This window comes from Burkholderia sp. BE12 (genome assembly GCF_002959955.1).
Taxonomy (GTDB): domain Bacteria; phylum Pseudomonadota; class Gammaproteobacteria; order Burkholderiales; family Burkholderiaceae; genus Burkholderia.
This window is the reverse complement of the sequence record NZ_PREY01000002.1, coordinates 66834-91604: the sequence shown is the minus strand read 5'-3', so window position 1 is coordinate 91604 and position 24771 is coordinate 66834. Positions and strand designations below refer to the sequence as shown.

Sequence of the window (24771 nt, the reverse complement as noted above, 5' to 3'; positions counted from 1 at the left end):
CATCGGCTGGACCTGCCGTCCTGCACAAACACAAGGAGACATCATCGTGTCAAAAGCCCTATCTTCCACGCCGAGCGCGCGCACGCAGCGCGCCGGCGCGCAATCCGTCAAGCACCGGCGCTTCCTCGCGAAACTCACGACCGTGATTTCCGGCGGGATGTTCATCGACGGTTTCATCCTCGGCTGCATCGGCATCGTGATGCCGGCGATCAGCCGCGACCTGCAACTGTCGCCGGCCTGGGAAGGCCTGATCGGCGCATCCGCGCTGATCGGCATCTTCATCGGCGGCCCGCTCGGCGGATGGCTCGCCGACAAGGTCGGGCGCCGACCGATGTTCACGATCGATCTCGCGATCTTCCTCGTCGGGTCGGTCGCGCAGTTCTTCGTGACCGATGCATGGCAACTGTTCATCGTGCGCGTGCTGATGGGCATCGCGATCGGCGCCGACTATTCGATCGGCTGGCCGCTGCTCGCCGAATTCTCGCCGGCCCGCCTGCGCGGCAAGCTGCTGTCGATCGTCGAGCTCGCGTGGTACGTCGGATACCTGATTTCCTATGCGGTGGGCTACGGTCTCACCGTATCGTCGACGGCCGGCTGGCACGTGATCCTCGGCCTCAGCACGGTGCCGACCGTCATCGTGTTCCTGCTGCGCCTCGGCACGCCCGAATCGCCGCGCTGGTTGATGAGCCAGGGCCGCACGGACGAAGCACGGGCGCTCGCGGAAGAGCACATGGAGCCGGAAGAGCTGCACGACCTCCAGTCCCAGCGCGCGACCGGCAAGCAAGGCTTCGGCCGCCTGTTCTCGGCCGACTACCTCAAGACCACGATGTTCGTGTCGATCTTCTGGGTGTGCAACGTCACGCCGTACTTCGCGATCGGCTCGTTTGCGCCGATCGTGCTGGAGAAGCTCGGGCTCAAGGAGGGACTGACGGGCGGCCTGGTGCTGAACGGCGTCGCGGTGCTGGGCACGATCGTCACGGTGATGTTCGTCGAGCGTGTCGGCCGTCGCATGCTCGGCATCCCGCCGTTCTTCATCTCGGCGGCCGCGCTGGTGGGCGTTGCGCTGTTCGCGCATGTGTCGCCCGTCGTCATTCTCGTCTGCTTCTTCACGTTCTCGCTGGTCAACGCGATTTCCACGACGCTGTGCGGCGTCTATCCGGGCGAAGTGTTCCCCACGGAAATCCGCGGGATCGGCGTGGGCTTCGCGACCGCGTTCTCGCGCATCGGCGCCGCGCTCGGCACGTTCCTGTTGCCGCAGGTCATCAGCGCGTACGGGGTCAACGTCGCGCTGCTCATTGCCGCCGGCATCTGTCTGTTCGGCGGGATCGTGTCGTACTGGCTGGCACCTGAAACCAAAGGCAAGCTGCTGAGCGAAGTGTCCGCCCCGCAACGGGGAACGGCAGCGGTCCGCACGGCCGGCTGACACGGACATCCGCCGTCGAGGGCGGGCGCATTGAACGTGCATGCGCTCGGCCCGGCGACGACGTGCCTCGCGAATGGGCCGACGCCGGGCTCGCGCTGCTGGGTCTAGCGAAAGCAGATCGACGGACAGTGCCGATGCGTGGCGAGCTGAACGAACGCAAGCCTCACACCGCAAACCGCTCGCTCGCGAACTGCGCATCCGGCACGCCCGCGGCAATCGCCGCATCACGCGCCGCCTGCACGAGCGGCGGCGGCCCGCACACGTAGATATCCGGCGACGCCCCCGCTTCTTCGAGCGCCGCGCGCAACGCGTCTACCGGCGTGCCGCGATAGCCGCCCCACTCCCCGCCAGGCCGCCATACGCACAACTCGACGCGCAACTGCGGCAGCTCCGCTTGCAAGCGCGCCAGCTCGTCGAGCATGAACAGTTCGCTTTCCTGATTGACGCCGAAGAACAGTCGCGCATCCGCCGTCTCCTGATAATCGGCCATGCGTCGCAACATCGACAGGATCGGCGCGAGCCCCGTGCCGCCGGCGACGAGCCAGCGTGGCCGCAAGCTATCCGCGAACACCCCGAAGCCGCCCATCGGCACACGGACGGTCAGCGGATCGCCCGGCCGCGCCCGCTCGCGCAGGTAGGTCGAAAACCATCCGCCCGCCCGCAGCCGGATCAGGAATTCGAGGCGACCGTCCCAGTTGCTCGTGTTCGCCAGCGAATACGGGCGGCGCAGGCCGCTGCCCGGCACCTCCAGCTCCGCGAACTGGCCGGGCTCGAACTCCACGGCCGAACCGGAAGCGTCGTCGGGCTCGACCTGCAGCTCGATGCGCATCGTGTCGGCCGCGACCGTCTCGATCGCCGCGATCCGCGCGGTGCGCACGGGCACCGGATGCAGCAGCACCTTGGTCCGGTCATACGGCGCGGCGATGCGCAGATCGCCGCGCGGCGTGGTCCGGCACAGCAGGACCGCACCGCGCTGGCCGGCGGGCAGCACGCCCGCGCTGTCGGGCTGCATCTCGTACGCGCCATCTACGACGGTCGCCTGGCATGCGCCGCAGCTTCCGCGCCGGCATTGCGACGGCAGCGCGATGTCGGCGTCGGCCGCCGCCGACAGCAGATCCTGTTCGGCCTCGCAACCGAAGCCGAACCGCTCGCCGTCGCGTGTCGTGATCTCGATTCGGTAAGTCATCGAACGGCCCCAGTCAGGCGGCCGTGCGCGCCAGCGACGCGGCGAGGTCGGCGCCGGCGTCGCCGATCGGCTGGATGCCGAACTGTTCGACCAGCACCGCGAGCACGCCCGGCGTGATGAAGGCCGGCAACGTCGGCCCGAGGCGGATGTTGCGCAGGCCGAGCGCGAGCAGCGTCAGCAGCACGGCCGCCGCCTTCTGCTCGAACCAGGAGATCACGAGCGACAGCGGCAGGTCGTTCACGCCGCATTCGAACGCGTCGGCGAGCGCAGTGGCGATCCGGATCGCCGAATAGCTGTCGTTGCACTGCCCGACGTCGAGCAGGCGCGGAATGCCGCCGATCTCGCCGAACGCATGCCGGTTGAACCGGTACTTGTTGCAGCCGAGCGTCATCACCACCGTGTCGTCGGGCGCCTGCTCCGCGAACTCGGTGTAGTAGTTGCGGCCCGGCGCCGCGCCGTCGCAGCCGCCGATCAGGAAGAAATGGCGGATCCGGCCGTCCTTCACCGCATCGATGACCTGGTCCGCGACGCCGAGCACCGCATGGCGGCCGAAGCCGACGGTGATCGTCTCCTCCGGCGCGGTGGCCGGGAACCCGGGCAGCGCCTGCGCGGCGCGGATCAGCATCGAGAAATCGTGATGCTCGAGATGGCGCACGCCCGGCCAGCCGACCGGCCCCGTCGTGAAGATCCGCTGCCGGTATTGCGCCATCGGCTCGATGATGCAGTTGGACGTCATCAGGATCGGCCCGGGGAAATGCGCGAAGTCGCTCTGCTGGTCCTGCCACGCGCCGCCGTAGTTGCCGACGAGATGCGGAAAAGCCTTGAGCGCCGGATACGCGTGGGCCGGCAGCATTTCGCCGTGCGTGTACACATGGATACCGGTGCCGGCCGTCTGTTCGAGCAGCGCGTGCAAATCGCCGAGATCGTGGCCCGACACGAGGATCGCCTTGCCCGCGACCGGCGACACGCGCACGGCCGTCGGTTGCTGCGCCCCGAAACGGCCGGTGTTCGCGCCGTCGAGCAGTTCCATCACCGTCAGGTTCAGCCGGCCGAGTTCGAGCGCCTGGGCGAGTAGCGCGTCGACGTCGTCGGGTTCGCTGGCGAGAAACGCGAGCGCCGCTTCGACGCCTTCGTAGATGTCGTCGCGCTCGTAGCCGAGCACCCGCGCATGATGCGCATACGCACACACGCCCTTCAGCCCGTACAGCACCAGCGCGCGCAGGCCGACGATGTCCGCGCCTACGTCGTCGAGCCCCTTGTCCACCCCGACGGTGGCCGCCTGCGCGAGCAGGCCGGTCAAATCGGCCGCCGGTTGCCACGTCGCCGGCCCCTGCGGTGCCGGCACGATCGTTCCGGCCGCGCGCGCGTGCGCTTCGCATAGCGCCTTCACGCGGTCGCGCGTCTGCGCCGCTTCACGCAGCAGCGCGACGAAACGCGCCGCGTGGAAATTCACGTTGGTCAGCGTCGTGAACATCGCGTACAGCACGAACCGGTCCGCGTCGCGATGGGGCTTGCCCGCCGCCCGCGCGATCGCGCCGTATTGCGCGACGCCCTTCACCGCATGGATCAGCAGGTCCTGCAGATCGGCCGTCGTTGCATCCTTGCCGCAGTTGCCTTTCGTCGACGCGCAACCGGGCCGTGCGCCGGTCCGGTCGGTCTGTTCGCATTGGTAGCAAAACACGGTGCTCTCCTTTCTCGATCATGGGGGCGCGGATCGGCGCGACGGCGGCGGAACGCAGGTTCCTTGCCGCCGGGCATCTCGCCCGCTTCAAGATGCGTGTTTCATGCATCTTTTTCATGATGTTTCGGCGCGCCTTTCGCTGCCGTGATGCAGATCAACAAACGGCCCGCACGCGGGTGAGGCAACTTGTCGCTACGGCCGCTCGCCGGCCTCGGTTACAGGCTCGTTGCCGTTGCCGCTGTCGTTGACGTTGCCGCTCTCCTCGCCGGCATCCGCGCATTCGATGCCCCAGTCGCCGTACCGGTACCAGTCGTCGCCGAGCAGTTCGCTCGGGTGCTGCGTGCGGCTGGAGCCGTTGCCGCAACGCATCGCGTGGGTCGGACAGTAGTTGTCGCATCCCCAGCAGATCCGCTCCGGATGGACGGGATGCAGCGGAAACTTCTTGGCCATGACGAGTCGTCCTCCCGGTGTCGTGTCGTGCGTAACCGTTCGACTCTAGTTCACCGGCGCAACGAGCCCCCTGCGGCATGGTTTCGCACCGGCTATCGCCCGTCGGCTAGGCATGTGGGCGCGATTGGTCTAGTCTGCACGGTATCGCGCGACGCAAGCCGCCTCCACCCGAATTCCGTGTGATGACAACCATTCCGAACCGACGATCCCGCCTGCGCGGCGGCCTGCTTGGCGTGCTGATCGGCGACGCGCTCGGCGTGCCGTACGAATTCCACGACGCCGCTTCGATTCCGCCGCCCGCCGCGATCGACATGACGCCGCCGCCGGGCTTCGCGCGCGCGCACGACGGCGTGCCGCCCGGCACCTGGAGCGACGACGGTGCGCAGGCGCTCGCGCTACTCGACGCGCTGTTGCGCGAGCACGACCTGAATCTCGACACGTTCGCCGGCAATCTGCTGAACTGGTTTCGTCGCGGCGCCTTCACGCCGGACGGTCGCGTGTTCGACGTCGGCCTGCAGACGCAGCGCGCGTTGCACGCGCTGGCGGCCGGCGCCGCGCCCGCAATGGCCGGGCCCGGCGACGAGCGCGACAACGGCAACGGCTCGCTGATGCGCTGCTTCCCCGTCGTGATGGTCGCCGCGTCGCGCGACGACGCGATCCGGCTCGCGCGCAAGCAGAGCGTCGTCACGCACGGGCACGTGCGTTCGCAGCTTTGCTGCGCGCTCTATTGCCTGACGGCGCTCGGCATCGTCGACGGCCAGCCGGCCCCCGATGCGGTACGCGCGGCCGAGGACGAACTGCTCGCGCGCCACGAAGGCACGGCCGACGAAATCGAACTGAAGATCGTGCTCGACGGCCGTTTCGATGCGCCGCGAGGATCGGGCTACGTGGTCGACAGCTTCTGGTCGGCAATCCATTGCCTGCTGTCGACGGGCAGCTACGAGGACTGCGTGAAGCGCGCGATCGCGCTCGGCAACGATACGGATACGACGGCGGCAATCGCCGGCAGCCTCGCCGGCGTGCTGTACGGCGAACAGGCGTTGCCCGATCGATGGATCGCGACGCTGCGCGGGAAAGAGACGGTCGAGGACTGGCTCGCGACGTTGTGAATACAACCTCACAGGCCGGCCGCCCAAAGCAAAAAGACCCGGCCCACATCGGCCGGGTCTTTCCGTTTACTTCATCCGCCGCGGCGGAGTGCGCTTACGCCTCCAGCGCCTCCAGCACCTTCCCCTTCGTCTCGATCCCGACGAAGTGCACGGTCAGCGCCGCGATCAGCGGCACGACGCCGATCAGGTAGAACGCCGGCGCGAGGTTCCCGCCGATGATCGCGTGCGGCACGACCATCGGCGCGACGAACGACGCGATCTTCAGCCACGCGCTGCCGAGTCCGCAGCCCGAGGCACGGATGCTCGTCGGATACTGTTCCGGCGTATAGACGTATGCGGTAATGAACCCCGACGCCATCAGCCCGAGCGACAGCGAGCAGAAGATCGCGACCACATACACCGACGACGCGTGATAGATGCCGGCGAGCGCCAGCGACAGCGCGCACAGCACGAACGACCACACGATCACCGGCTTGCGGCCGAGCTTGTCGACCAGCAGCGCGGAGGCCAGCGACCCGAGCACGCCCATCACCGAGCCGATCACCGCGAGGTTCAACGCGAGCTGCAGCGGCGCGTGATAGAAGTTCTTGTAGATCGTCGGCAGCCACGTGGACAGCCCGTACTGGATGAACCCGCAAGTCGCCCACAGCGTCGCCACCGCGAGCGTGCGCTTGCGATAGGCGGCGCTGAACAGGTCGCTCATCCTGCGCTTCGGATGCTGACGCACCATCTCGTCGAACGCGGCCACCTGCGTGACCGGCGGCAGCTCGCCGCGCACCGATCCTTCGAACACGCCGACCGCGTGCCCGGCTTCCGCGAGACGCCCGCGCGACGCGAGCCAGCGCGGCGATTCCGGCACGAGGCGCGTGAGCACGAGCGACAGGATCAGCGGCAGCCCGCCGACGAAGTACATGATTTCCCAGCCGAAGCGCGGCACGAGCCATGCGCCGAGCGCCATCGATACCAGCAGGCCGATCGGGAACACGATCTCGTACAGCAGCACGAAGCGGCCGCGGCCATGCGCGCGCGTGATTTCGTTGATGTACGTGGCCGCGACCGGCAACTCGCCGCCGAGCCCGAGCCCCTGCAGGATCCGCAGCAGCACGAACACCTCGAACGTCGGCGCGAAGCCGCACGCGATGCTCGTGATGCCTATCACGGCCGAACTCCACGCGATGGCCTTCACGCGGCCATGCTTTTCCGCGAGCGCGGGAAACAGGAATGCGCCGATCAGCTGGCCGATCGCGCCGGACGCGATCAGCATGCCGATCTGCGTCGGCGACAGCCCCCATTTGTGAATCAGCAACGGCAGCGTCGCCGCGATCGTGATCACGTCGAAGCCGTCGAAGAACGTCGCGGCGCCGATCAGCACGCGTGCGCGGATCTGCATCGCGTTGGCCGGAAGCCGCTCGAGCCGCGCGATGATCGCGCCGGGCGTGGAAGCGGCAGCTTCCATCGTGGCCCTGCCGGCCACGACGTTGTCGAAAGTGCTCATGCGGGGTGTCTCCTGGATCTCTTTCCGGTCGGGCCGGTCAGGCAAGCGCTTGGGTCGTGTCTGCCAGCGCTTCCGTATCCACTGCCCGGCCCTGGTTCATCCACTTGCGCGCGAGCTTCAGCTCACGTGCGTTGTTCACGGCGATGACACCTCTCACATGCCCGTCGCCAACGAAAAACAGCGTCGCACGACGCGCGGCGAGATCGCCGCGCACGACGAGCTGCGCATCGGCCGGCAGATCCCCGAGGATCTGCAGGTTCACGTCGTACTGATCGGACCAGAACCACGGAATCTCCGCGTACGGCGCGCGCACGCCGAGCACGGCTTTCGCGGCCGCGATCGCCTGGTTCTGCGCGTTCGCCCACGATTCGAGCCGCACGCGCCGCTTCAGCCAGCCGTTGTGATGGTTCGCGACGTCGCCGCACGCGAAGATCGCGGGGTCGCTGGTCGCGCCGTATTCGTCGACGACGATGCCGTCGTCGACCGCGAGCCCCGCGTCGCTCGCCAGCGACGCGTTCAGCGCGAGACCGATGCCGGCCACCGCGAAATCGGCGTCGATCGTCGTGCCGTCGGCGAGCGTCGCGCGCACCTTCGACGCGTCGTCCGGCTGCGGGCCGAGCGACGCGAGCGCCGCGCCCATGCGCACGTCGACACCGTTCGAACGATGCAGGTCGAGCAGGAAGTCGGACACGATTTGCGGCACCGAACGGCCGCACAGCCGCGGCGCGCCTTCGACCACGACCGCGTCGACGCCGAGCTTGCGCGCGGTCGCCGCGACTTCGAGGCCGATCCAGCCGCCGCCGATCACGAGCACGCGCCGGCTCGCCCGCAGCTTCTCGCCGAGCGCGGCCGCTTCGTCGAGCGTGCGCAGATAGTGCAGGTTCGGCGTGTTGACGAGCGCATCGGGCAAGCGGCGCGACGTGCCGCCGGTCGCGATCACGAGCCGGTCGTATTCGACCTCGCGGCCGCTTTCGGTCTTCACCACGCGGCGCGTGCGGTCGATCGACGCCGCGCGTTCCGGTTGCCATGCCTCGACGTTCAGCGCGTCGAATTCGTCCGGCCGCACGACGCGCACGGTGTCGATATCGGCGTCGCCGGCCAGCACGGCCTTCGACAGCGGCGGGCGCTCGTACGGCAGGTGCGGCTCGTCGGCGATCATCACGAGACGGCCCGCATACCCTTGCGCGCGCAACGTCTTCAACACCCAGCCGGCGGCCTGGCCGCCGCCGATCACGACGACCGTGCCCGGCGCGGGCTGCGCGGGCGTATTCGCTTCGGTCATGATTTGCGCTCCGTCATGAACTTGCCTTCCGGCGCCTTCGCGTTCTTCTGTCGGCGCGTGTTGCCGTCGAGGCCGCCGTCGACGGCCCATTCGGCGAACACGGTCGGGCCCGGTTCGAATTCGCGCGGTTGCCATTCCGGCGTCAGCACGTCCTCGTCCGCGTAGTACTCGATCAACGCGCCGGCCGGATTCTGGAAGTACCAGAAGTACGCGGACGACACCGGGTGACGTCCCGGGCCGAGTTGCGTTTCCCAGCCGCAGCGGTCGATGTGCATGCCGCCGCCGAACACTTCGTGAATGTCGCGCACGGTGAACGCGACGTGATTCAGGCCGCGTTTGCCGTTCGGCAGCGCGAGCAGGAACAGGTCGTGATGGCCGCCGTGCGGCGCGCAACGCATGAACGCGCCGCGGCCCGGATAACGGTCCGACGTCTCGAAGCCGAGCAGCTCGTGATAGAACCTTTCCTGCGCGTCGAGGCAGTTCGTGAAGAACACGACGTGCCCGACCTCCACCGGCTCCGCACGTGCATAGATCGGGCTCGGCTGGTCCACGCGCAGCGTCTGGCCCCAGACGTTCGACGGCGAGCCCGCGATGTCGAGTGCGCGCTTGCGCGTGACTTCGACGCGGATCGCCATCCCGTTCGGATCGATGCAGCCCACCGCATCGGCATGTGCGTAGTAGCCCGGCTGGCCGGCGAACTTGTCGCGCAGCACGTCGAGTTCCTGTTGCGTCTCGACGCCCCACGTGACTTCCCGCAGCGTCGGGCCCGCTTCGAACGCGGGCGGCAGCGACGGATCGTCGGCTTTCACGACCAGCACGGTGCAACCGTTCAGCGTCTCGAAGCGCGTACGCGTGTCGTCGTGCGCGACTTCCTTCAGCCCCCAGTCGGCGAAAAAGCGCCGGCACGTCGCGAGGTCGTCGACACCGTACGTGATCTGCTCGATACCCAAGATGCTCATTGCGTCATTCCTTTTCGCTCAGTTCGCCCACGGCAGCGGCGCGTCGTTCAAGCCCCAGTAGAGGCTCTTCTGCTGCATGTACTCGCGGATACCGAGACGCCCCTTCTCGCGCCCCATCCCGCTCTCCTTCCACCCCGAGAACGGCGTGGAGATGGAGAACAGCTTGTACGTGTTGATCCAGACGGTGCCCGTCTCCAGCGCCCGCGCGATGCGCCACGCGCGCTTGTAGTCGCGCGTCCAGATGCCGGCCGCCAGCCCGAACACGCTGTCGTTCGCCTGCGCGATCAACGACGCTTCGTCGTCGAACGGCATCGCCACCAGCACCGGCCCGAAAATTTCTTCCTGGCAGATGCGTGCGCTGTTCGGCAAGCCTTCGAGAATCGTCGGCTGATAGAAGAAGCCGTTCTCGCGCCCATCGCCCGCCGGCCGCTCGCCGCCGCACAGCAGGCGGCCGCCTTCTTCCAGCCCGAGCGCGACGTAGCGTTCGACCGATTCGCGATGCTTCGCGGTGATCAGCGGGCCCATCTGCGTGTCGGGCCGCGTCGGGTCGCCCACACGCAGCTTGCGTGCACCCGCCACCAGACGCTTCATGAATTCTTCGTACACCGAACGCTGCACGAACAGCCGCGAACCGGCGATGCACGCTTCGCCCGACGAGCTGAAGATGCCGTACAGCACGCCGTTGACCGCGTGATCGAGATCGGCGTCGTCGCACACGATCGTCGGCGACTTGCCGCCGAGTTCGAGCGACACCGGCATCAGCTTCTCGGCCGCGATGCGCGCGATGCCGCGGCCCACTTCGGTGCCGCCGGTGAACGACACCTTCTTCACGAGCGGATGACGCACGAGCACGTCGCCGATCACCGAACCCTTGCCCGGCAGCACGCTCAGCACGCCCTTCGGCACGCCGGCTTCCTCGCAGATGCGCGCCAGCGCGAGCGACACGAGCGGCGTGACCTCGGCCGGCTTGAGCACCACCGCGTTGCCGCCGGCCAGCGCCGGCGCGAGCTTCTGCGCGTCGGATGCAATCGGCGAATTCCACGGCGTGATCGCCGCGATCACGCCGATCGGCTCGTACACGCTCATCGTCAGGTAGTCGCCGCGCGACGGCGTCAGTTCTTCGTCGAGCGTTTCGAGGCAGGCCGCGAAATAGCGGAACGTGTTCGCGGCGCTGGCCACCAGCACGCGCGTCTCGCCGATCGGCTTGCCGTTGTCGCGGCGCTGCAGGTTCGCGAGCGCCTCGTGGCGCTGCATGATGAGATCCGCGATGCGGTACAGCACCTGCGCGCGCTGGTGCGGCTTCAGCCCGGCCCAGTCGGCGCGGCGCCATGCGGCGTCGGCCGCCACGACGGCGTCGGCCGCGTCTTCCGCGTTCGCCGTGGATACTTCCATGTTCAGCGACTGGTCGGCCGGATAGATGCTCGCGTAAGGCGCGCCACGGCCGCGCCGCCACTCGCCGCCGATCAGGATGTCGCCGTTGGGTACGAGGCTCGTATCGAAAGAAGTCATGTCACAAGTCCACAAATCTGTCTCTGCACATCCGCCCTCGCCGTGGCGCGGGCGGACGCTCGATGGTCCGGTCAGATCACGCAGCGGGCCGCGCGGTTGCGCAGCGCGCGAATCGCGCTGTACGCCGTCAGCGCGGACGTCTTCGGGTTGTCGGGCAGCGGCTTGCCGCTCATTTCCAGCGACATCTCGCCGAAGGCGCCCCGCGCGGTGATGCGGTGCACGTTGCGCGCGATCGCCGGATCGGCGATCAGGCGCACGTGCGTCGCGTCGAGGCCGAGGCCCGCGAGCGCAACCGTCGCCGCGACGTTCGCGTTCTTCGGGTACAGCCGCGCGGCATCGCGCGCAGTGCCTTCGAAAATCACCATTTCCTCGGTCATCGCGCGCAGGTCGCACAATTCCTCGGCTGGCGTGCCGAGCCAGCCGAGCGGCGGCTTGCGCCCGACGTACAGCACTTCGTCGAGGCCGCCCTGCTTCGCGGACGCCAGCGCGTCGATGCCGCCGATCGCGCCGGACAGCAGCGTCACCGTCGTGCCGCCTTCGTCGGCCGCTTGCGACAGCACGTCGAGCAGCGCGAGATCGGACAGCGCGCCGATCGATGCGACCGCGCAGTCGGTGCCGGCCTTCAGCAGCGGCACGACGTGATCGACGAGCGCGCTGTGACCTGCGCATTCGAGCGCGAACTCGGGGCGGCGGGCCAGCGCGTCGACCGACGACACGACCTCCACCGCACCGCCGAGCTCGCGCTGTACCGCCGCGCGCTGGTGTTCCGGCACGATCACGTGCGCGACGCGCAGCGACGCATCGTGCTCGACCGCGTGGTACACGGCCGCGCCGATCGCGCCGAAGCCGATCATCGCGATGTCGACGGGGGCATCGGCCCGCTTTTGCCCGTTACGCATACTGGCGCTCCGTCGGCGCTTCCTTCTTCACCGGCGGGCCCGCGAATGCCGACGCGAACGAGCCGACCGACAGCATGTCGACCTCGACCATCACCGGCCCTTCCTTCGCGATCCCTTCGCGCACGATCGCCTCGGCCTGGTCGAGCGACGTGATCCGGTAGTGCGTGAGGCCGAAGCTCGCGCAGAACTGTGCGAAATCGGGCTGGTGCAGCTGCACGAAGCAGCGGCGGCCGCCGTAGTGCGCGTCCTGGATGTTGCGGATCACGCCGTAGCACTGGTCGTTCATCAGCACGATCATCACGTTCGCGTTTTCCTGCACGGCCGTCACGAGCTCGCCGACGTTGACCATCAGGCCGCCGTCGCCGACGAGGCAGACCGTCTTCGCCGCGGCGCCCGCGAGCGCCGCGCCGATGCCCATCTGGATGCCCTGGCCGATGCCGCCGCCGAGCGCATGCACGCCCGAGCGCGGCTCGAAGATCTTCAGCAGGCGGTTGCCCCACGTGCTGTTCGAGATCGTCACGTCGCGCACCCAGTTGTAGTCGCGGCCCACCGCGCCCTGCAGCGTGTCGACGAGCTTCTTGTACGGCCCGAGACCCTTCGCCACGTCGGCCACTGCCTCCTGGCGGGCCGCCGCGAGATCGGCCGCGAATTGCGGATCGACCGACAGGCGGCCTTCGAGGCGATCGGCCAGCTCGGCCAGCACGCGCTTCGAATCGCCGTGCACGAACAACGCGTTGCGATAGCCGCGGTTGTCGGCGAGCGCATCGGCATCGACACGGAACAGCGGCTGCGGCAGCGCGAGCTTGTACTTCAGCGTTTCGTTGCCGCGCAGGCGCGAGCCGACCACGACGAGCGCATCGCAGGTCTTGTAGAACGCTTCGACCGACGCGTGCACGTTGAACGCGCCGAGCGTCGCCGGATGATCCTCGGGCAGCACGCCGCGGCCCTGCACGCTCGTCACGACGCCGAAGCCGAGCTTCACGAGGCGTTCGACTTCCGCGCGTGCGTGCCGCGCGCCGCCGCCGAGCCACAGCAGCGGGCGACGCTTGGCCGCGAGTGCGTCGGCGAGCTTCGCGACGCGTGCTTCGTCGTGCTCGCGCACCGCGACGTGTGCGGGTGCGAGGTCTTCCGGCCATTCGATTTCGGCCGCCTGGATGTCGATCGGAATCTCGACGGACACGGGGCCCGTCGGCGCGGTCTGCGCGATGCGCACGGCTTCGCGGATCGTCGGCAGCACGGTTTCGACCGTGCGCACCCGGAACGCGGCCTTCGAGATCGAGTCGAGCATCGACAACTGATCGGGCGCTTCGTGGATGTACGCGAGATCCTGATCGAGGTACGGCGTCTCGATCTGCCCCGTCACGTGCAGCAGCGCGGTGCCGGCCGTCAGCGCCTCGACCATCGCGCCGGCCGCATTGCCCGCCGCCGTGCCGGTGCTCGTGAATGCGACGCCGAGGCCGCCCGACACGCGGGCCAGCCCGTCGGCCATGTTCAGCGCACCCGCTTCACCGCGCGCACCGACATACCGGATGTTGCCGCGCGAATTGATCGCGTCGAGGATCGGCATGTTGTGGATCGAGATGACACCGAATGCGGTTTTCACGCCGCACTGCTCGAGAAAGGCGGCAATCAGCTCGCCAACCGTGGTTTTTTCAGACATGGCGTGCAAAGCCTCCAGAAACGTCGATATGGCTGCCCGTCGTGTAGGACGACAGATGCGTTGCGAGATAAAAAAGTGCCCAGGCGGCCTCGTCAGGCTTGCCGAAGCGATTCAGCGGAATGTGCTTCTTGCGGGCGAGCGCGCCCGTCCAGTCCTCCCAGCTTTCGCCGGGCTGCGCCTGCGTGTCGTAGCGGCGGCGCCACTGCCCCGACTCGACGATGCCGATCAGGATCGAGTTCACGCGGATCCGCTGCGGCGCCAGTTCGGTCGCGAGCGACTTCACGAGGCTCAGCACGCCGGCGCGCGCCGACGACGTCGCGACCATGTGCGGCTCCGGCTGCAACGCGAGCAGCGAGTTCACGCAGGTGATCGTCGGCGCCTGCGCGTCGCGCAGCAGCGGCAGGAACGCGCGCGTCGGGCGGATGATGCTGAAGTACTTCAGTTCGAGTTCTTCGCGCCACGCATCGTCGGTCGTGTCGGCGAAGGTCGACACGCGGCCCTGGCCGGCGTTGTTGACGAGCATGTCGGCGCGGCCGAAACGCGCGGACACCGCTTGCGCGAATCCGGTCACGTCGGTTTCGTCGAGTACGTTGCAGCGCACGGCCAGCAGTTGCGCATCGGCATACTTGTCGCGAAGCATCGCTTCGGCGCAGGCGAGGCGGTCGCCGTCGCGGCCGCAAATCGCGACCGATGCGCCTGCCTGCAGGAACCGTTCGGCCGTCGCGAGGCCGATGCCGGACGAGCCGCCCGTCACCACCGCCACCTGCCCGGTCAGATCGATCTGGATCATCGGAGTCCTAAAGCCTTGAGAAACGTGTGCTCGTCATCCGAGCGGTAATTGAGCCGCCGCGACAATTCCGCCGCCGCGCGCTGCACCTTGTCGATCAGCCCGTCCGCGATCAGCGCCGCGTCGATCTCCGGACGCGGCACCGTCACCGTGATGCACGCGACGATCCGCTGCGTCTCGTTGCGCACCGGCGCCGTGACGACCGAGATCCCGCGCTCGAACGACGAATTGCTGACGCCGTAGCCGCGCAGCGCATCCTCGCGGATCACTTCGTACAGCGCATCGACCGTTTCCGGCGTCGCGCTCGTCATCCGGTTCAGCACGCCTTCCGGATACAGCGCATGCAGCTCCTTCAGCGACAGGTCGCCCATCAGCACGTGGCCGTGCGTCGTCGCATACGCGGGCAGCCGTGTGCCGACGTTCACGCGGATCGAGCTGAACACCGGCGACTGGCTCTGCGCCTTCGCGACGAACACCACGTCGCGGCCGTCGCGGATCACGATGTGCGTCGTGAAGCCGGTCGCATCGCGCAGGCTCTCGATCACCGGCAGGCCGAGATCGGTCAGTTCCAGCGAGCTCAGGTATTCGAAGCCGAGCCGCAGCACGGCGATGCCGAGCTTGTAGTTGCGATCCTTGTCCGCGCGTTCGAGAAAGCCGAGCGATTCGAGCGTCTGCAGCAGACGGAACACCGTCGTGCGCGGAATGCCGAGCCGCTTCGACAACTCGGGCGCACCGAGCACGGGCTCGCGCGGCGAGAATTCGGCGAGGATGCGCAGCCCGCGCTCGAGGCCCGGCACCACGTAGCTGGCCTCGGCCTTCGCGTTTTCGGATTCGTTTTGTTGCAGCGGTTCGCTCATGCCAGCCCCCACTGCTGGTCGCATTGCCGACAGAACGCGTCGATCAGTGCGGAATAAACGGCCGGCGCCTCCACGTAACCCGCATGCCCCGCCTGCGGAATCACCTGCAGCCCGACGTGCGCGGCCGCGGCGATCCGTTCGCACGCGGCAGGCGGCGTGATCGCGTCGTTCGCGCCGACGGCCACGGCCGTGCGGCCGCGGAAGCCGGCGAGATCGGCCGCGAGATCGGCGTTCGCGAGCAGATGCGTGGCCTGCGCGTAGCCGGCCGGCACGATGCGCGCCATGTTCCAGCGCACCCACGCCCGTGCCTCCGCGTTCGCGAAACCCGACAGCATGTTGCCGCTGCGCTGCTCGGCGAGCCCGGCCGAGCCGAGTTCCGCGAGCATCGCGAGCCGCGCGTCGCGGCGCGATTCGCGAGTGTCGGCCGGTGCGCTGCCGTAGCCGCCCGCGGGCGACACCAGCAGCAGGCCGGCGATCCGCGCGGGCATCACGCGGGCGAGACCGCCTGCGATGATCGCGCCGAGCGAATGACCGACCAGCACGCAGCGTTCGATGCCGAGTGCCTCGAGCCACGCGTTCAGCGATACCGCGTAATCGGCGGCGGCGGGCGACGCGCCGTGCACGGGCGTCGACACGCCGTAACCGGGCGCATCCCACGCGAGCACGCGCCGCGACGCGCCGAGCGTGTCGAGCTGGCGGACCCACGATGCGGCGCCCGAGCCGATCCCGTGCAGCAGCACGACGGGCAGCGCACGGCCCGCATGCTGCGCGCCGGCCTCGCGGTAGCCGATCGTGCCCGCCGCGCCGGCTGCGCAACGCTGCTCGGGAAACTGCCCGAGCAGCGCGGCGAATGCCGCGGTGCGGTCGCGTTCACGTTTGTCGATGACACTCATTGCTTTACCCGCTCCGTCTCAACGCTTGATCTTCGCGAGCGGCGAATCGGGCGGATACGTCGGCGTGATCGGCTTCGACGAACCGAGCATCACGCACATCAGCGCGTCTTCCTCGCCGATGTTGATTTCCGTGCGATACACGCCCGGCGGCACCGAGATCAGGTCGCGCTCGCCGAGGATCGCTTCCCACGTCTCGCCGTCGCGTTCGCAGATCACCTTCATCTTGCCGCGCAGCACGAAGAAGATTTCCTCGACGTCGACGTGGATGTGGCTCGGGCCGATGTTGCCGGCCGGGATGACCATCGTCGAGAACGTGAAGTTGCCGGCCGGCACCGTGTTGACGTCCTTCGCGACGCCCGTGCCGCCCGTGCCGACGTAGCGCATCTGCGCACGGCGGTACTTCGGGTCGTAGTCGGCCTGGAACTTCAGTGCGTCCCAGTCGTAGCGTCGCGTCGCGTAGCGCGCGACACGCCCTTCCATCCAGTCGTTGAAGCTTGCGCCTTCCGGCTGGTCCCACGACTTGCGTTCGAGATCGGCGTCCGCCATCGTCCTCTCCTTCATTCCGAGTGAAAACTTCGATTCAATTCGATTCAATTCATGACGAAGCCGCCGTTGACCGGCAGCAGTTGCCCCGTCACGAAGCGCGCGCCGTCCGACAGCAGGAACAGCACGGGGCCCGTCACGTCGTCGGGCACCTGCGCGCGTGCGAGCGCGCGGCCCTGACGGTAGAACGCGTGGCGTTCCGCCGGCACGTACGCCGTCGCCTCGACTTCGGTCAGCCCCGGCGCGATCGCGTTGACCGTCACGCCGTGCGCGCCGAACTCGCGTGCCTGCGCATGCGTCATCGCGATCACCGCGCCCTTGCTGGCGACGTACGCGAGCAGCTTCGGCGCACCCCACAGCGCGGTGTCCGACGCAAGGTTCACGATCGCGCCGCGACCCGACTGCGCAAGGTGCGGCAACGCCGCATTGCTGACGAGCCACACGCCGCGCACGTTCACGTTCATCACGGCGTCCCACGTCGACACGTCGAGCTCCGTCGACAGCTTGCCGCCCGAGTTCGTGATCGCCGCGTTGTTGATCAGCGCGTCGATACCGCCGAGCGCCGCCGCGCCCTGCGCGACGAATGCGTCGATGCTGGCCGGATCGGCGAGGTCGAGTGCGAAGAAATGCGCGGTGTGGCCGGCTTGCGCGAGCTGCGCGGCCAGCGCGCGGCCCTCTTCCGCCAGCACGTCGCCGAACGCGACCTGCGCGCCCGCTTCCACCAGCGCCTTCACGAATGCGGCGCCGAGACCGCGCGCGCCGCCCGTGACGAGCACGCGGCGACCGGGCAGTGCCACGACCGGTGCGGACTCAGCCATTCGCGGGCTCCGAAGCGGCGTGTGCCGCGCGATGCGCGTCGAGCGCGGACAGGTGCTCCTGCGCACGCTGGCGCAGCATCCGGCGCACGCGCGTGATGCCGACGTCGTGCTGGTACAGGTATTCGTGATCGCGCGCATGCGGCGCGAGGCTTTCGAGGACGTAGCGATCCTGTTCGAGCACGTCCCAGTGCAGGCCTTCGAGACGGTTGCGGTACATGAAGCGCCACACGTCGCGCTGCCAGCCGCTGACCTTGCGGGTACGCCAGAAATAGACCTGGCAGTGGTCGCCGTCGACCGGCGTCGCGAAGCCGATGATCCCGAAGTTGCCGCCGGGGCCGAACTTCTGCTTGTACGGAATCGCGAGGCGCATCCACAGGCAGCCCGTTTCGCCGAGTTCGACCCAGTCGAAGTTCACGTCGCGCTGGCCGATCTTCTCGAACATCAGGCCCGTTTCCGTCTTGCGCACGCGCATGTCGGCCTGCTTGTCGCCTTCGGCCATCGAGTGCGACGTCGCGTGCAGATACGCGCCGTGCATCGGGTCCATCACGTTGTCGATCGCGTACTGGTAATTGCACTTCCAGTTCGACACGCACAGGAAGTGGCCGTACTCGTCGGCGACCAGTTCTTCCGGCAGATTCAGCGGCGCCGGCTCGCCGTGCGCTTCGTCGCCGAACCACAGGAAGATCGCGCCGGCTTTCTCTTCGACCGGATACGACTTCACGCACTTCGTGCCTTCCATCGGACAGTTCGACACGGCCGGCACACGGTTGACCGTGCCGCCGCCGTCGACTTCGATGCCGTGATACCAGCACGCGATGTTGCCGCCGAGGTTCCAGCCGAGCGACAGGCGCGCGCCGCGATGCGGGCAGCGGTCTTCCAGCGCGTGGACTTTTCCTTCGTGATCGCGCCACAGCACGATCTGCTCGGACAGGCGCGTGAGGCCGACCGGTGCGTTCGATACCTGCCAGCTCGGCGCGACGGGATACCAGTAGTTCTTGATGCCGCGGTCGAGGTAGTCGCGGACCGGGTCGTGTTGGACTTCGTGTTGTGCGGGGGACGTCATCAGTGTGCTCCGGATGCGGTTGTCGTCGGGTCGGCGGTCACGCGGCACGCGCGCTCATTCCGCCAGCGAGGCCATTTCGGCGCGGAAGCGCTCCGCGGTCCACGCGGTGCCGTCCGGCGCGCGGAAGCCGATGCGGTTCAGGCCCGCGACGACGTCGTCCAGTTCGGTCGCGCCGCTCTCGAACACGCGTTCGAGCACATCGCCGAGGTCGTTCTCGTACTGGGTCGGTTCGGCCTTGCGGTTCTGCCAGACCTGGTTCTCGACCTGGCCGGGGATTTCGATCTGCCCCTTGCCCGCGATGTTGTTCGGCTGCGGCGCCACCCACGGCTTCAGAAAGGGATTGAAGTTGACGGTCGCTTCTTTCATGTCATTCCACCTTGATCTGGATTTCTTCGCCGGCGAGGCGCACCGCGTACTGCTTCAGCGCCCGTCCGCCCGGCCCCTTCAGGCATTCGCCCGTCTTGATGTCGAACACGGCCTCGTGCAGCGGGCATTCGACCGTGCCTTCGTCGACGAACCCCTGCGTCAGCAGCGCGTACGCATGCGGACACACGTTCTCGAGCGCATACACGTCGTCGCCGACCCGGTAGATCCCGATTTCCACGCCGTCGGTCCGCTTGAACTCGATCGGCGTGTCTTCCGACAGCGCGCCGGCATGACCGGCGCAAATCCATTGTTCAGACATCTCGCACCCTTCCTTCTGATCGACTCTCGGTTTGTTCCGATTTGTTCCATATTAGGAACATCAGTTTATGGATGGTGATTATAGGAGCGACTTTCCACGAGTAAAACAAAAAGCTGCATGTCCTAGGGAAAACACCGACCGTCAGGTCGACGAACCCTTTCGCCTACCTGATCGAATGTAATTTTTTGTTATGCAGCGGGGATTTATCGGCTTTTTCGAGACCTCGCGCCGGGTCGGCTGGCATCGGCACGGCGCCCATCCGTCCCGAAAAATTTATTTTTGTTCCGGCGCTTGACGCCTCTATACTCCATTCCATCAGAGGCACACTGTTCCTTATATGGAACATACAAATGCCCATGTGGCGATGAACATGCGCGACGGCCGGCCGCCGCTGCGCAAGCCGCCACAACACGTTTTCATCAGGTTGGAGAGTCAGGAGACAAAATGGTCAAGCATGCGGTAGCAGCGGCAGTCATCGGAATGGGCGCCGCGTCGGGCGCGTGGGCGCAGAGCAGCGTGGTGCTGTACGGCAGCCTGGATGCGGGCGTCGCGTACGTGAACAACGTCGGCGGCCACGCGAAATGGGCGATGATCCAGGGCAATACACAGCCCGATCGCTGGGGCCTGAAGGGCAAGGAAGATCTCGGCAGCGGGCTGTCGGCGATCTTCCAGCTGGAAAACGGCTTCTATACGAACAATGGGCAGTTCGCGACCGCGAACACGATCTGGAATCGCGCGGCGTTCGTCGGCCTCAGCTCGGAGCGCTACGGCACGCTGACGCTCGGCCGCCAGACGCCGCTCACGTTCGACTATCTCGATCCGCTCAGCACGGCGTACCTCGCGATGAGCTGGTACGCGTTCCACCCGGGCAACATCGACGGGCTCGCCGCGACCGGCAACGTGCCGTACAACAATTCGGTGAAGTACCGCTCACCGACCTTCGCGGGCTTCTCGGCCGCGGCGACGCTCGCGCTCGGCAATACGACGAACTTCTCGACCGGCAAATCGGTCGGCGTCGCGCTGAACTATGCGAACGGGCCGTTCAAGGCGTCGGCCGTCTACTCGAACGAGCACGACCGCGCGATCCTGATCAGCCAGACGGGCATCGCGTCGTTCCAGGGGCAGAACACCGCGAACGGCTATCTCGCGAACAAGGTCGAGAACATCGGCGCGGGCGCGTCGTACCAGATCGGCGACTTCCTCGTGCACGGCCTCTACACGCGCGTGAAGATGCAGTCGAACGGGTTTTCCGACACGTTCCAGAGCTACGACGCGGGCGTGAACTACCGCAGCAGCGCGTTCAACACGATCGCGGGCGGCGCGGCGACCACGACGCTGGCCGGCCGCCGCTGGACTCAGGTCGAACTCGGCGACATCTACGCGCTGTCGAAGCGCACGCAGTTGTATGCGAACGTGCTGGTTGAACACGGTTCGGGCGGCGCAAAGGCCGCGTTCTTCACGGCCGGCACGTCGAGCACCGCGAACCAGGTGATCGTGCTGACCGGGATTCATCACTCGTTCTGAGCGAGCTCGGGCGTTCGGCGCCCGAAAACGACAAGAGCGGCCCGCGGGCCGCTCTCTTCGTTTGCGATGCCGCGCGCCGCGGCCGGTTCGACGCGCGCGTCAGAACATCGCGACCTTGTGGCGCGCATGCGCGAACGTCGGGTCGCTTTCGAGCGGTCGATAGTTCAGCCGTTGCGACAGGTCGACCGCCGCGCCGCACACGGCTTCGACGAGCCGCTCCTTCTCGCCGGCGTCGCCGATCTCCGAGCGCGGCACCGTCGCGGTGATCGCCGCGACGATCGAGCCCGAGTGATCGCGCACGGGCGCGGTCACGGCCGAAATGCCGCTCTCGAATGCCGCCTCGCTGACGGCGTAGCCGAGCCGTGCGTAATGACGCATGCGTTCGTACAGTTCGTCGACGGTGCCGGGCGTACGCTCGGTGAACTGTTCGAGTTTCTTCTCCGGATAGAGCTGCCGCAACGCATCGCGCGTCAGGTCGCCCATCAGCACGTGGCCGTGCACTGTCGCATGCGCGGGCAGGCGCGTGCCGACGTGCACCTTCACCGAACCGAACATCGACGCATTGCTCTGCGCCTTCGCGACGAACACCACGTCGCGCTGGTCGCGGATCAGCAGATGCGTCGACAGGCCGGTCGAATCGCGCAGCCGTTCGAGCACGGGCGCGCCGAGATCGGTCAGTTCGAGCGAATTCAGATATTCGAAGCCGAGCCGCAGCACGCCGACGCCGAGCCGGAAATAGCGGTCGCCGTTCACGCGTTCGAGAAAACCGAGCGCCTCGAGCGTCTGCAGCAGCCGGAACGTGGTCGTGCGCGGAATGCCGATGCGCTTCGACAGCTCGGGCGCGCCGAGCACGGGCTCGCGCGCGGAGAATTCGGCGAGGATCCGCAGCCCGCGTTCGAGCCCCGGCACCAGATAGGACGACGCGCCGCCCGACGGCTCGTCGTCGCCGGGCGCCGCCGGATCAGGTGCATCGCTCATCGTTGTCTTGGCCATGTGGACATGGACGAAAGGAAGTCGGTCACGAAACGGGTCATGGATCGTCGTGAATATTCAGTCATGCTACCTCAGTGCGCGCGTGGGCTCGCACCGGCGCGCGGCGCCGGGAGGCGGCATGCGTACGGGCGCCGCCATGACGCGTCATTCAAGGTCGAGAGAATAGCAGCGTTGGACGGCGCGACGCCATGCGGATATCGCCGAACGGCGGAAAGGCGGCCGCGCGGCGCTCGCGCGCGGCCGTCAACGGGTAACGGTGGAAACAGCGCGGGATTCGACGCCGGACAGCCTACAGGCGCGACAGATAGACGCGAATGGTCGTGCGGTCGTACGCAAAGCCGCCGGCCGGATCCGGCTGCAGCACCCGCGCCAGATCGACCGGATGCAGCCATCCGGCGCCCAGCAGGCCGCCGTTGATCCCGCGGATCCGGGTGCCGCCGACGGCAATCGCGGCGTGAAAGACATTCGCGCCGCGGGCGAAGCCGACCGCGGTGCCCGCGGGAATGCTCGCGCGTCCGTCCCATTGATCGCCGGTCTCGAAGTTGAAGCGCGTCTTCCACAGCTGGCCGATCGTGTCGAGCAGTGCACCGGGCGCGATCATCGCGTCGGCGCGCAGCAGATACCGGACATACGCCGCGGCGTCGTAGCAAACGCCGCCGGACACGTACTCGTCAATGTTCGCCATCCCGAACATCAGCGCCTGCGCGTGTTTTTGCCGCTCGGCGATGCCGGATTGGGCGACGTGCCCGCCTAACTGGGTCAGTTGCACGGATAGCTCCTCTCAGGAAAGCGGGACATTATTGTCCCGCCGATTCGATATCTTCATATCTTATTATGATATCCGTTGATGTCTACCCGCTCCGGAACGTCACGGCATGCGCGCCGCCGACGCCGGTGCGGCCTCTGCCGCGTCGGGATTCGGCGCGAGCCGCAGGCGCACGCGCAGCGGCTGCAGCATGTCGGGCGGCGGCGGCTCGCTAAGCGGACCGGCCGTCAGGAGTTGCCGCAGCGTCGCGTCCGCATCCGGATCGCCGAGCGACGCGAATTCGACGCGCGTGACTGCGCCGTTCGCGCCGATCCACGCGCGCACAACGATCGCGGGCGGCGGCGCATCGGCGTGCGCGTTCAGCACGCGCGTTTCGAGATAGCGATGGAGCCGGTCGGCGGCGTCACCGTCCGCTTCGAGCCACGTCTGGAACTGCCGCCCGGCGAGCTGGCCGTAACGGAGCCACGTTTGCGGCACGTCGGCCGTCTGCGGCGCGGCCGACGTGGCACATACGGCCAGCGCACATGCGACGACGATTGCCCGCAGCCACCCGGATGCGCCCCACTCCTGCGTTCGCTTCATCCCGCCTCCCGTTTCGACAAATCGCCCCCGCGCGGTTTCGCGCGCGGCCCTCGCGCCGTCATTCACGCAGTCCTTCGCACTGCGCTCGCACTGCCTTCGTGTCGCACGGCTGTACCCGCTCACCCGATCTCGATCGGCACATACAGCCGCGTACCGCCGCGCTGCACCAGCAGCGCGACGTTGCCGTGCGCGGCGTCGATCCCCGCCATCAGCGCGCCGATGCTCGCGACCGGCGCGCCATTGACCGACAGTACGGCATCGCCGGGCTGCAACCCCGCGCGCGCGGCCTGGCCGCTCGCCTGCTCGACGACGAGGGCCTGGCCGACGCCGAGCTGCTGGCGCTCCCGCTCCGTCGCGACCCGCAGCACGAGCCCGAACCGCGCGGGCCCCTGTTCGCCGCCGGCCGATGCCGTGCCGCTGTCGAACGCACCGACCGTCGCGATGACGTGCATCGCCCGGCCCGCGCGCCACACGAGCAGATCGGCTTGCCGCCCCGCCCGCATGCCCGCAATCGTGCCGAGCAGGTCCGCCGATTCCGCGACCGGCTTGCCGTCGACCGCGAGCACGACGTCGCCCGCCTGCAGGCCCGCGTGCGCGGCCGGGCCGTCCGGCTCGACCATCGTGATCAGCGCGCCGTCCGGGCTCGCGAGGCCGAACGAGCGCGCAAGCGCCTGGCTCACTTCCTGCAGGGCCACGCCGAGCCGGCCGCGCGTGACCTTGCCGGTCCGCAGCAACTGGTCCTTCACGTCGAGCGCGATGTCGATCGGAATCGCGAACGCGAGCCCCTGGTAGCCGCCCGTCTTCGAGAAGATCATCGAGTTGATCGCGATCACGCGGCCGCTCAGGTCGAACAGCGGGCCGCCCGAATTGCCGGGATTGATCGGCACGTCGGTCTGGATGAACGGTATCGCCTGCTCGCCGGGCAGCGCGCGCGACTTCGCGCTGACGATGCCCTGCGTGACGGTATTCGCGAACCCGTACGGCGACCCGATCGCCATGACCCAGTCGCCGACCTCGGTGCGCGCCGGGTCGCCGGTCGCGACGACCGGCAGATCGTGCGCGTCGATGCGGATCACCGCGACGTCGGATACCGGATCGCTGCCGATCACCCGCCCCTTGAACTGGCGCTTGTCGGTCAGCTTCACGTCGATGGCGACCGCGTCGCCGACCACGTGCCGGTTGGTCAGGATCACGCCGTCCGCGCCGACGATGAAGCCGGAGCCGAGACTCACCTCCTCGCGGTTGCCGATCACGCGCCGCGCGAGAAACGGCGCGAGCGGATGATCGGGCGCGATGCCGGGCGGCAACTGGATCCCCATCTGCGTGACTTCGCGCGTGACGCTGATGTTGACGACGGCCGGGCCGACACGCCGGACCAGTGCGGCGAAGTTCGGCATCACGACGGTCGACGGCGCGGCAACCGCCTGCGCGGGCCGCTCGGCGGACTGTGTCGTCGCGCAAGCACAAGCGCAGGCAAACGCGAGCGCCCCCGCGATCACCCACGACGACGCCGTCCGACCCATGTGCCTGCCCGCTTTCATGTGACTGCTCCTCGTCGGTTCGCGCCGGCACGCCGCCGGCTCGTCGCTGCCCCGCGCCACGCGACC

Annotated in this window: 24 protein-coding genes; 3 read left to right on the top strand and 21 right to left on the bottom strand. The window is 67.9% G+C overall.

Going from position 1 to position 24771, the window contains the following annotated elements; genetic code table 11:
• Positions 1–46: 46 nt before the first annotated feature.
• Positions 47–1423: an MFS transporter gene (locus C4B30_RS02495; protein ID WP_234015374.1), complete on the top strand. Its 1377-nt coding sequence runs from the start codon at positions 47–49 to the stop codon at positions 1421–1423.
• Positions 1424–1586: 163 nt separating this feature from the next.
• Here the strand turns inward: C4B30_RS02495 and C4B30_RS02490 are convergent, their stop codons facing one another.
• The 3 genes from C4B30_RS02490 to C4B30_RS02480 all read right to left on the bottom strand — a co-directional run bounded on the left by C4B30_RS02490 (position 1587) and on the right by C4B30_RS02480 (position 4740).
• A complete protein-coding gene (locus C4B30_RS02490) occupies positions 1587–2609 on the bottom strand; it encodes an FAD-binding oxidoreductase (protein WP_105131618.1) in 1023 nt (340 codons plus the stop codon).
• A gap of 13 nt (positions 2610–2622) precedes the next feature.
• On the bottom strand, positions 2623–4290 hold the full coding sequence (hcp, locus tag C4B30_RS02485; protein ID WP_105131617.1) for a hydroxylamine reductase: 1668 nt from the start codon (positions 4288–4290) through the stop codon (positions 2623–2625).
• A 192-nt stretch (positions 4291–4482) separates the two neighbouring features.
• Entirely contained in the window at positions 4483–4740 is a 258-nt protein-coding gene (locus tag C4B30_RS02480; protein WP_105131616.1) for a DUF3079 domain-containing protein, read from the bottom strand.
• Positions 4741–4922: 182 nt separating this feature from the next.
• Here C4B30_RS02480 and C4B30_RS02475 point away from each other — a divergent pair, with 182 nt between their 5' ends.
• Positions 4923–5849, top strand: a complete 927-nt coding sequence (locus C4B30_RS02475; RefSeq protein ID WP_105131615.1) for an ADP-ribosylglycohydrolase family protein — start codon at positions 4923–4925, stop codon at positions 5847–5849.
• 94 nt (positions 5850–5943) lie between these two features.
• Here C4B30_RS02475 and C4B30_RS02470 read toward each other — a convergent pair whose 3' ends face one another.
• From C4B30_RS02470 to C4B30_RS02405, 14 genes are all read right to left on the bottom strand, one after another.
• Positions 5944–7344 (bottom strand): MFS transporter, encoded by a 1401-nt coding sequence (locus tag C4B30_RS02470; RefSeq protein ID WP_027780945.1) that lies wholly within the window; start codon positions 7342–7344, stop codon positions 5944–5946.
• Positions 7345–7381: 37 nt separating this feature from the next.
• Positions 7382–8626 (bottom strand): NAD(P)/FAD-dependent oxidoreductase, encoded by a 1245-nt coding sequence (locus C4B30_RS02465; protein WP_105131614.1) that lies wholly within the window; start codon positions 8624–8626, stop codon positions 7382–7384.
• Entirely contained in the window at positions 8623–9585 is a 963-nt protein-coding gene (locus C4B30_RS02460; protein ID WP_105131613.1) for a VOC family protein, read from the bottom strand. The genes C4B30_RS02465 and C4B30_RS02460 overlap by 4 nt, the downstream gene beginning before the upstream one ends.
• An 18-nt stretch (positions 9586–9603) precedes the next feature.
• Positions 9604–11094, bottom strand: coding sequence for an aldehyde dehydrogenase (locus tag C4B30_RS02455; protein ID WP_105131612.1), 1491 nt, complete (start codon positions 11092–11094; stop codon positions 9604–9606).
• 71 nt (positions 11095–11165) lie between these two features.
• On the bottom strand, positions 11166–11993 hold the full coding sequence (locus C4B30_RS02450) for an aspartate dehydrogenase (RefSeq protein ID WP_105131611.1): 828 nt from the start codon (positions 11991–11993) through the stop codon (positions 11166–11168).
• A complete protein-coding gene (locus tag C4B30_RS02445) occupies positions 11986–13653 on the bottom strand; it encodes a thiamine pyrophosphate-binding protein (protein WP_105131610.1) in 1668 nt (555 codons plus the stop codon). Before C4B30_RS02445 ends, C4B30_RS02450 begins: the two co-directional genes overlap by 8 nt.
• Complete coding sequence (locus C4B30_RS02440; RefSeq protein ID WP_105131609.1) at positions 13646–14443, bottom strand: SDR family oxidoreductase; 798 nt, start codon at positions 14441–14443, stop codon at positions 13646–13648. The genes C4B30_RS02445 and C4B30_RS02440 overlap by 8 nt, the downstream gene beginning before the upstream one ends.
• A complete protein-coding gene (locus tag C4B30_RS02435) occupies positions 14440–15297 on the bottom strand; it encodes an IclR family transcriptional regulator (protein ID WP_027780952.1) in 858 nt (285 codons plus the stop codon). Before C4B30_RS02435 ends, C4B30_RS02440 begins: the two co-directional genes overlap by 4 nt.
• Entirely contained in the window at positions 15294–16190 is an 897-nt protein-coding gene (locus tag C4B30_RS02430) for an alpha/beta fold hydrolase (RefSeq protein WP_105131608.1), read from the bottom strand. Before C4B30_RS02430 ends, C4B30_RS02435 begins: the two co-directional genes overlap by 4 nt.
• Before the next feature lie 18 nt (positions 16191–16208).
• Positions 16209–16736 (bottom strand): cupin domain-containing protein, encoded by a 528-nt coding sequence (locus C4B30_RS02425; protein WP_027780954.1) that lies wholly within the window; start codon positions 16734–16736, stop codon positions 16209–16211.
• Positions 16737–16780: 44 nt separating this feature from the next.
• Positions 16781–17551: an SDR family oxidoreductase gene (locus C4B30_RS02420; RefSeq protein WP_105131607.1), complete on the bottom strand. Its 771-nt coding sequence runs from the start codon at positions 17549–17551 to the stop codon at positions 16781–16783.
• Positions 17544–18614, bottom strand: coding sequence for an aromatic ring-hydroxylating dioxygenase subunit alpha (locus C4B30_RS02415; protein ID WP_105131606.1), 1071 nt, complete (start codon positions 18612–18614; stop codon positions 17544–17546). Before C4B30_RS02415 ends, C4B30_RS02420 begins: the two co-directional genes overlap by 8 nt.
• A gap of 54 nt (positions 18615–18668) precedes the next feature.
• A complete protein-coding gene (locus C4B30_RS02410; protein WP_105131605.1) occupies positions 18669–18980 on the bottom strand; it encodes a recombinase-like helix-turn-helix domain-containing protein in 312 nt (103 codons plus the stop codon).
• Between the two features lies 1 nt (position 18981).
• Positions 18982–19299 (bottom strand): non-heme iron oxygenase ferredoxin subunit, encoded by a 318-nt coding sequence (locus C4B30_RS02405; protein ID WP_006489883.1) that lies wholly within the window; start codon positions 19297–19299, stop codon positions 18982–18984.
• Between the two features lie 444 nt (positions 19300–19743).
• On the opposite strand from C4B30_RS02405, the gene C4B30_RS02400 reads away from it, so the two are divergent.
• A complete protein-coding gene (locus C4B30_RS02400; RefSeq protein WP_027780958.1) occupies positions 19744–20823 on the top strand; it encodes a porin in 1080 nt (359 codons plus the stop codon).
• A gap of 99 nt (positions 20824–20922) precedes the next feature.
• Here C4B30_RS02400 and C4B30_RS02395 read toward each other — a convergent pair whose 3' ends face one another.
• From C4B30_RS02395 to C4B30_RS02380, 4 genes are all read right to left on the bottom strand, one after another.
• Positions 20923–21816, bottom strand: coding sequence for an IclR family transcriptional regulator (locus C4B30_RS02395; RefSeq protein ID WP_105131604.1), 894 nt, complete (start codon positions 21814–21816; stop codon positions 20923–20925).
• A gap of 289 nt (positions 21817–22105) precedes the next feature.
• On the bottom strand, positions 22106–22585 hold the full coding sequence (gene tecA / locus C4B30_RS02390) for a type 6 secretion system effector deamidase TecA (protein ID WP_027780960.1): 480 nt from the start codon (positions 22583–22585) through the stop codon (positions 22106–22108).
• A 99-nt stretch (positions 22586–22684) separates the two neighbouring features.
• Positions 22685–23164, bottom strand: a complete 480-nt coding sequence (locus tag C4B30_RS02385; RefSeq protein WP_105131603.1) for a hypothetical protein — start codon at positions 23162–23164, stop codon at positions 22685–22687.
• A gap of 119 nt (positions 23165–23283) precedes the next feature.
• Positions 23284–24705, bottom strand: coding sequence for a Do family serine endopeptidase (locus C4B30_RS02380; RefSeq protein ID WP_105131602.1), 1422 nt, complete (start codon positions 24703–24705; stop codon positions 23284–23286).
• Positions 24706–24771: the final 66 nt, after the last annotated feature.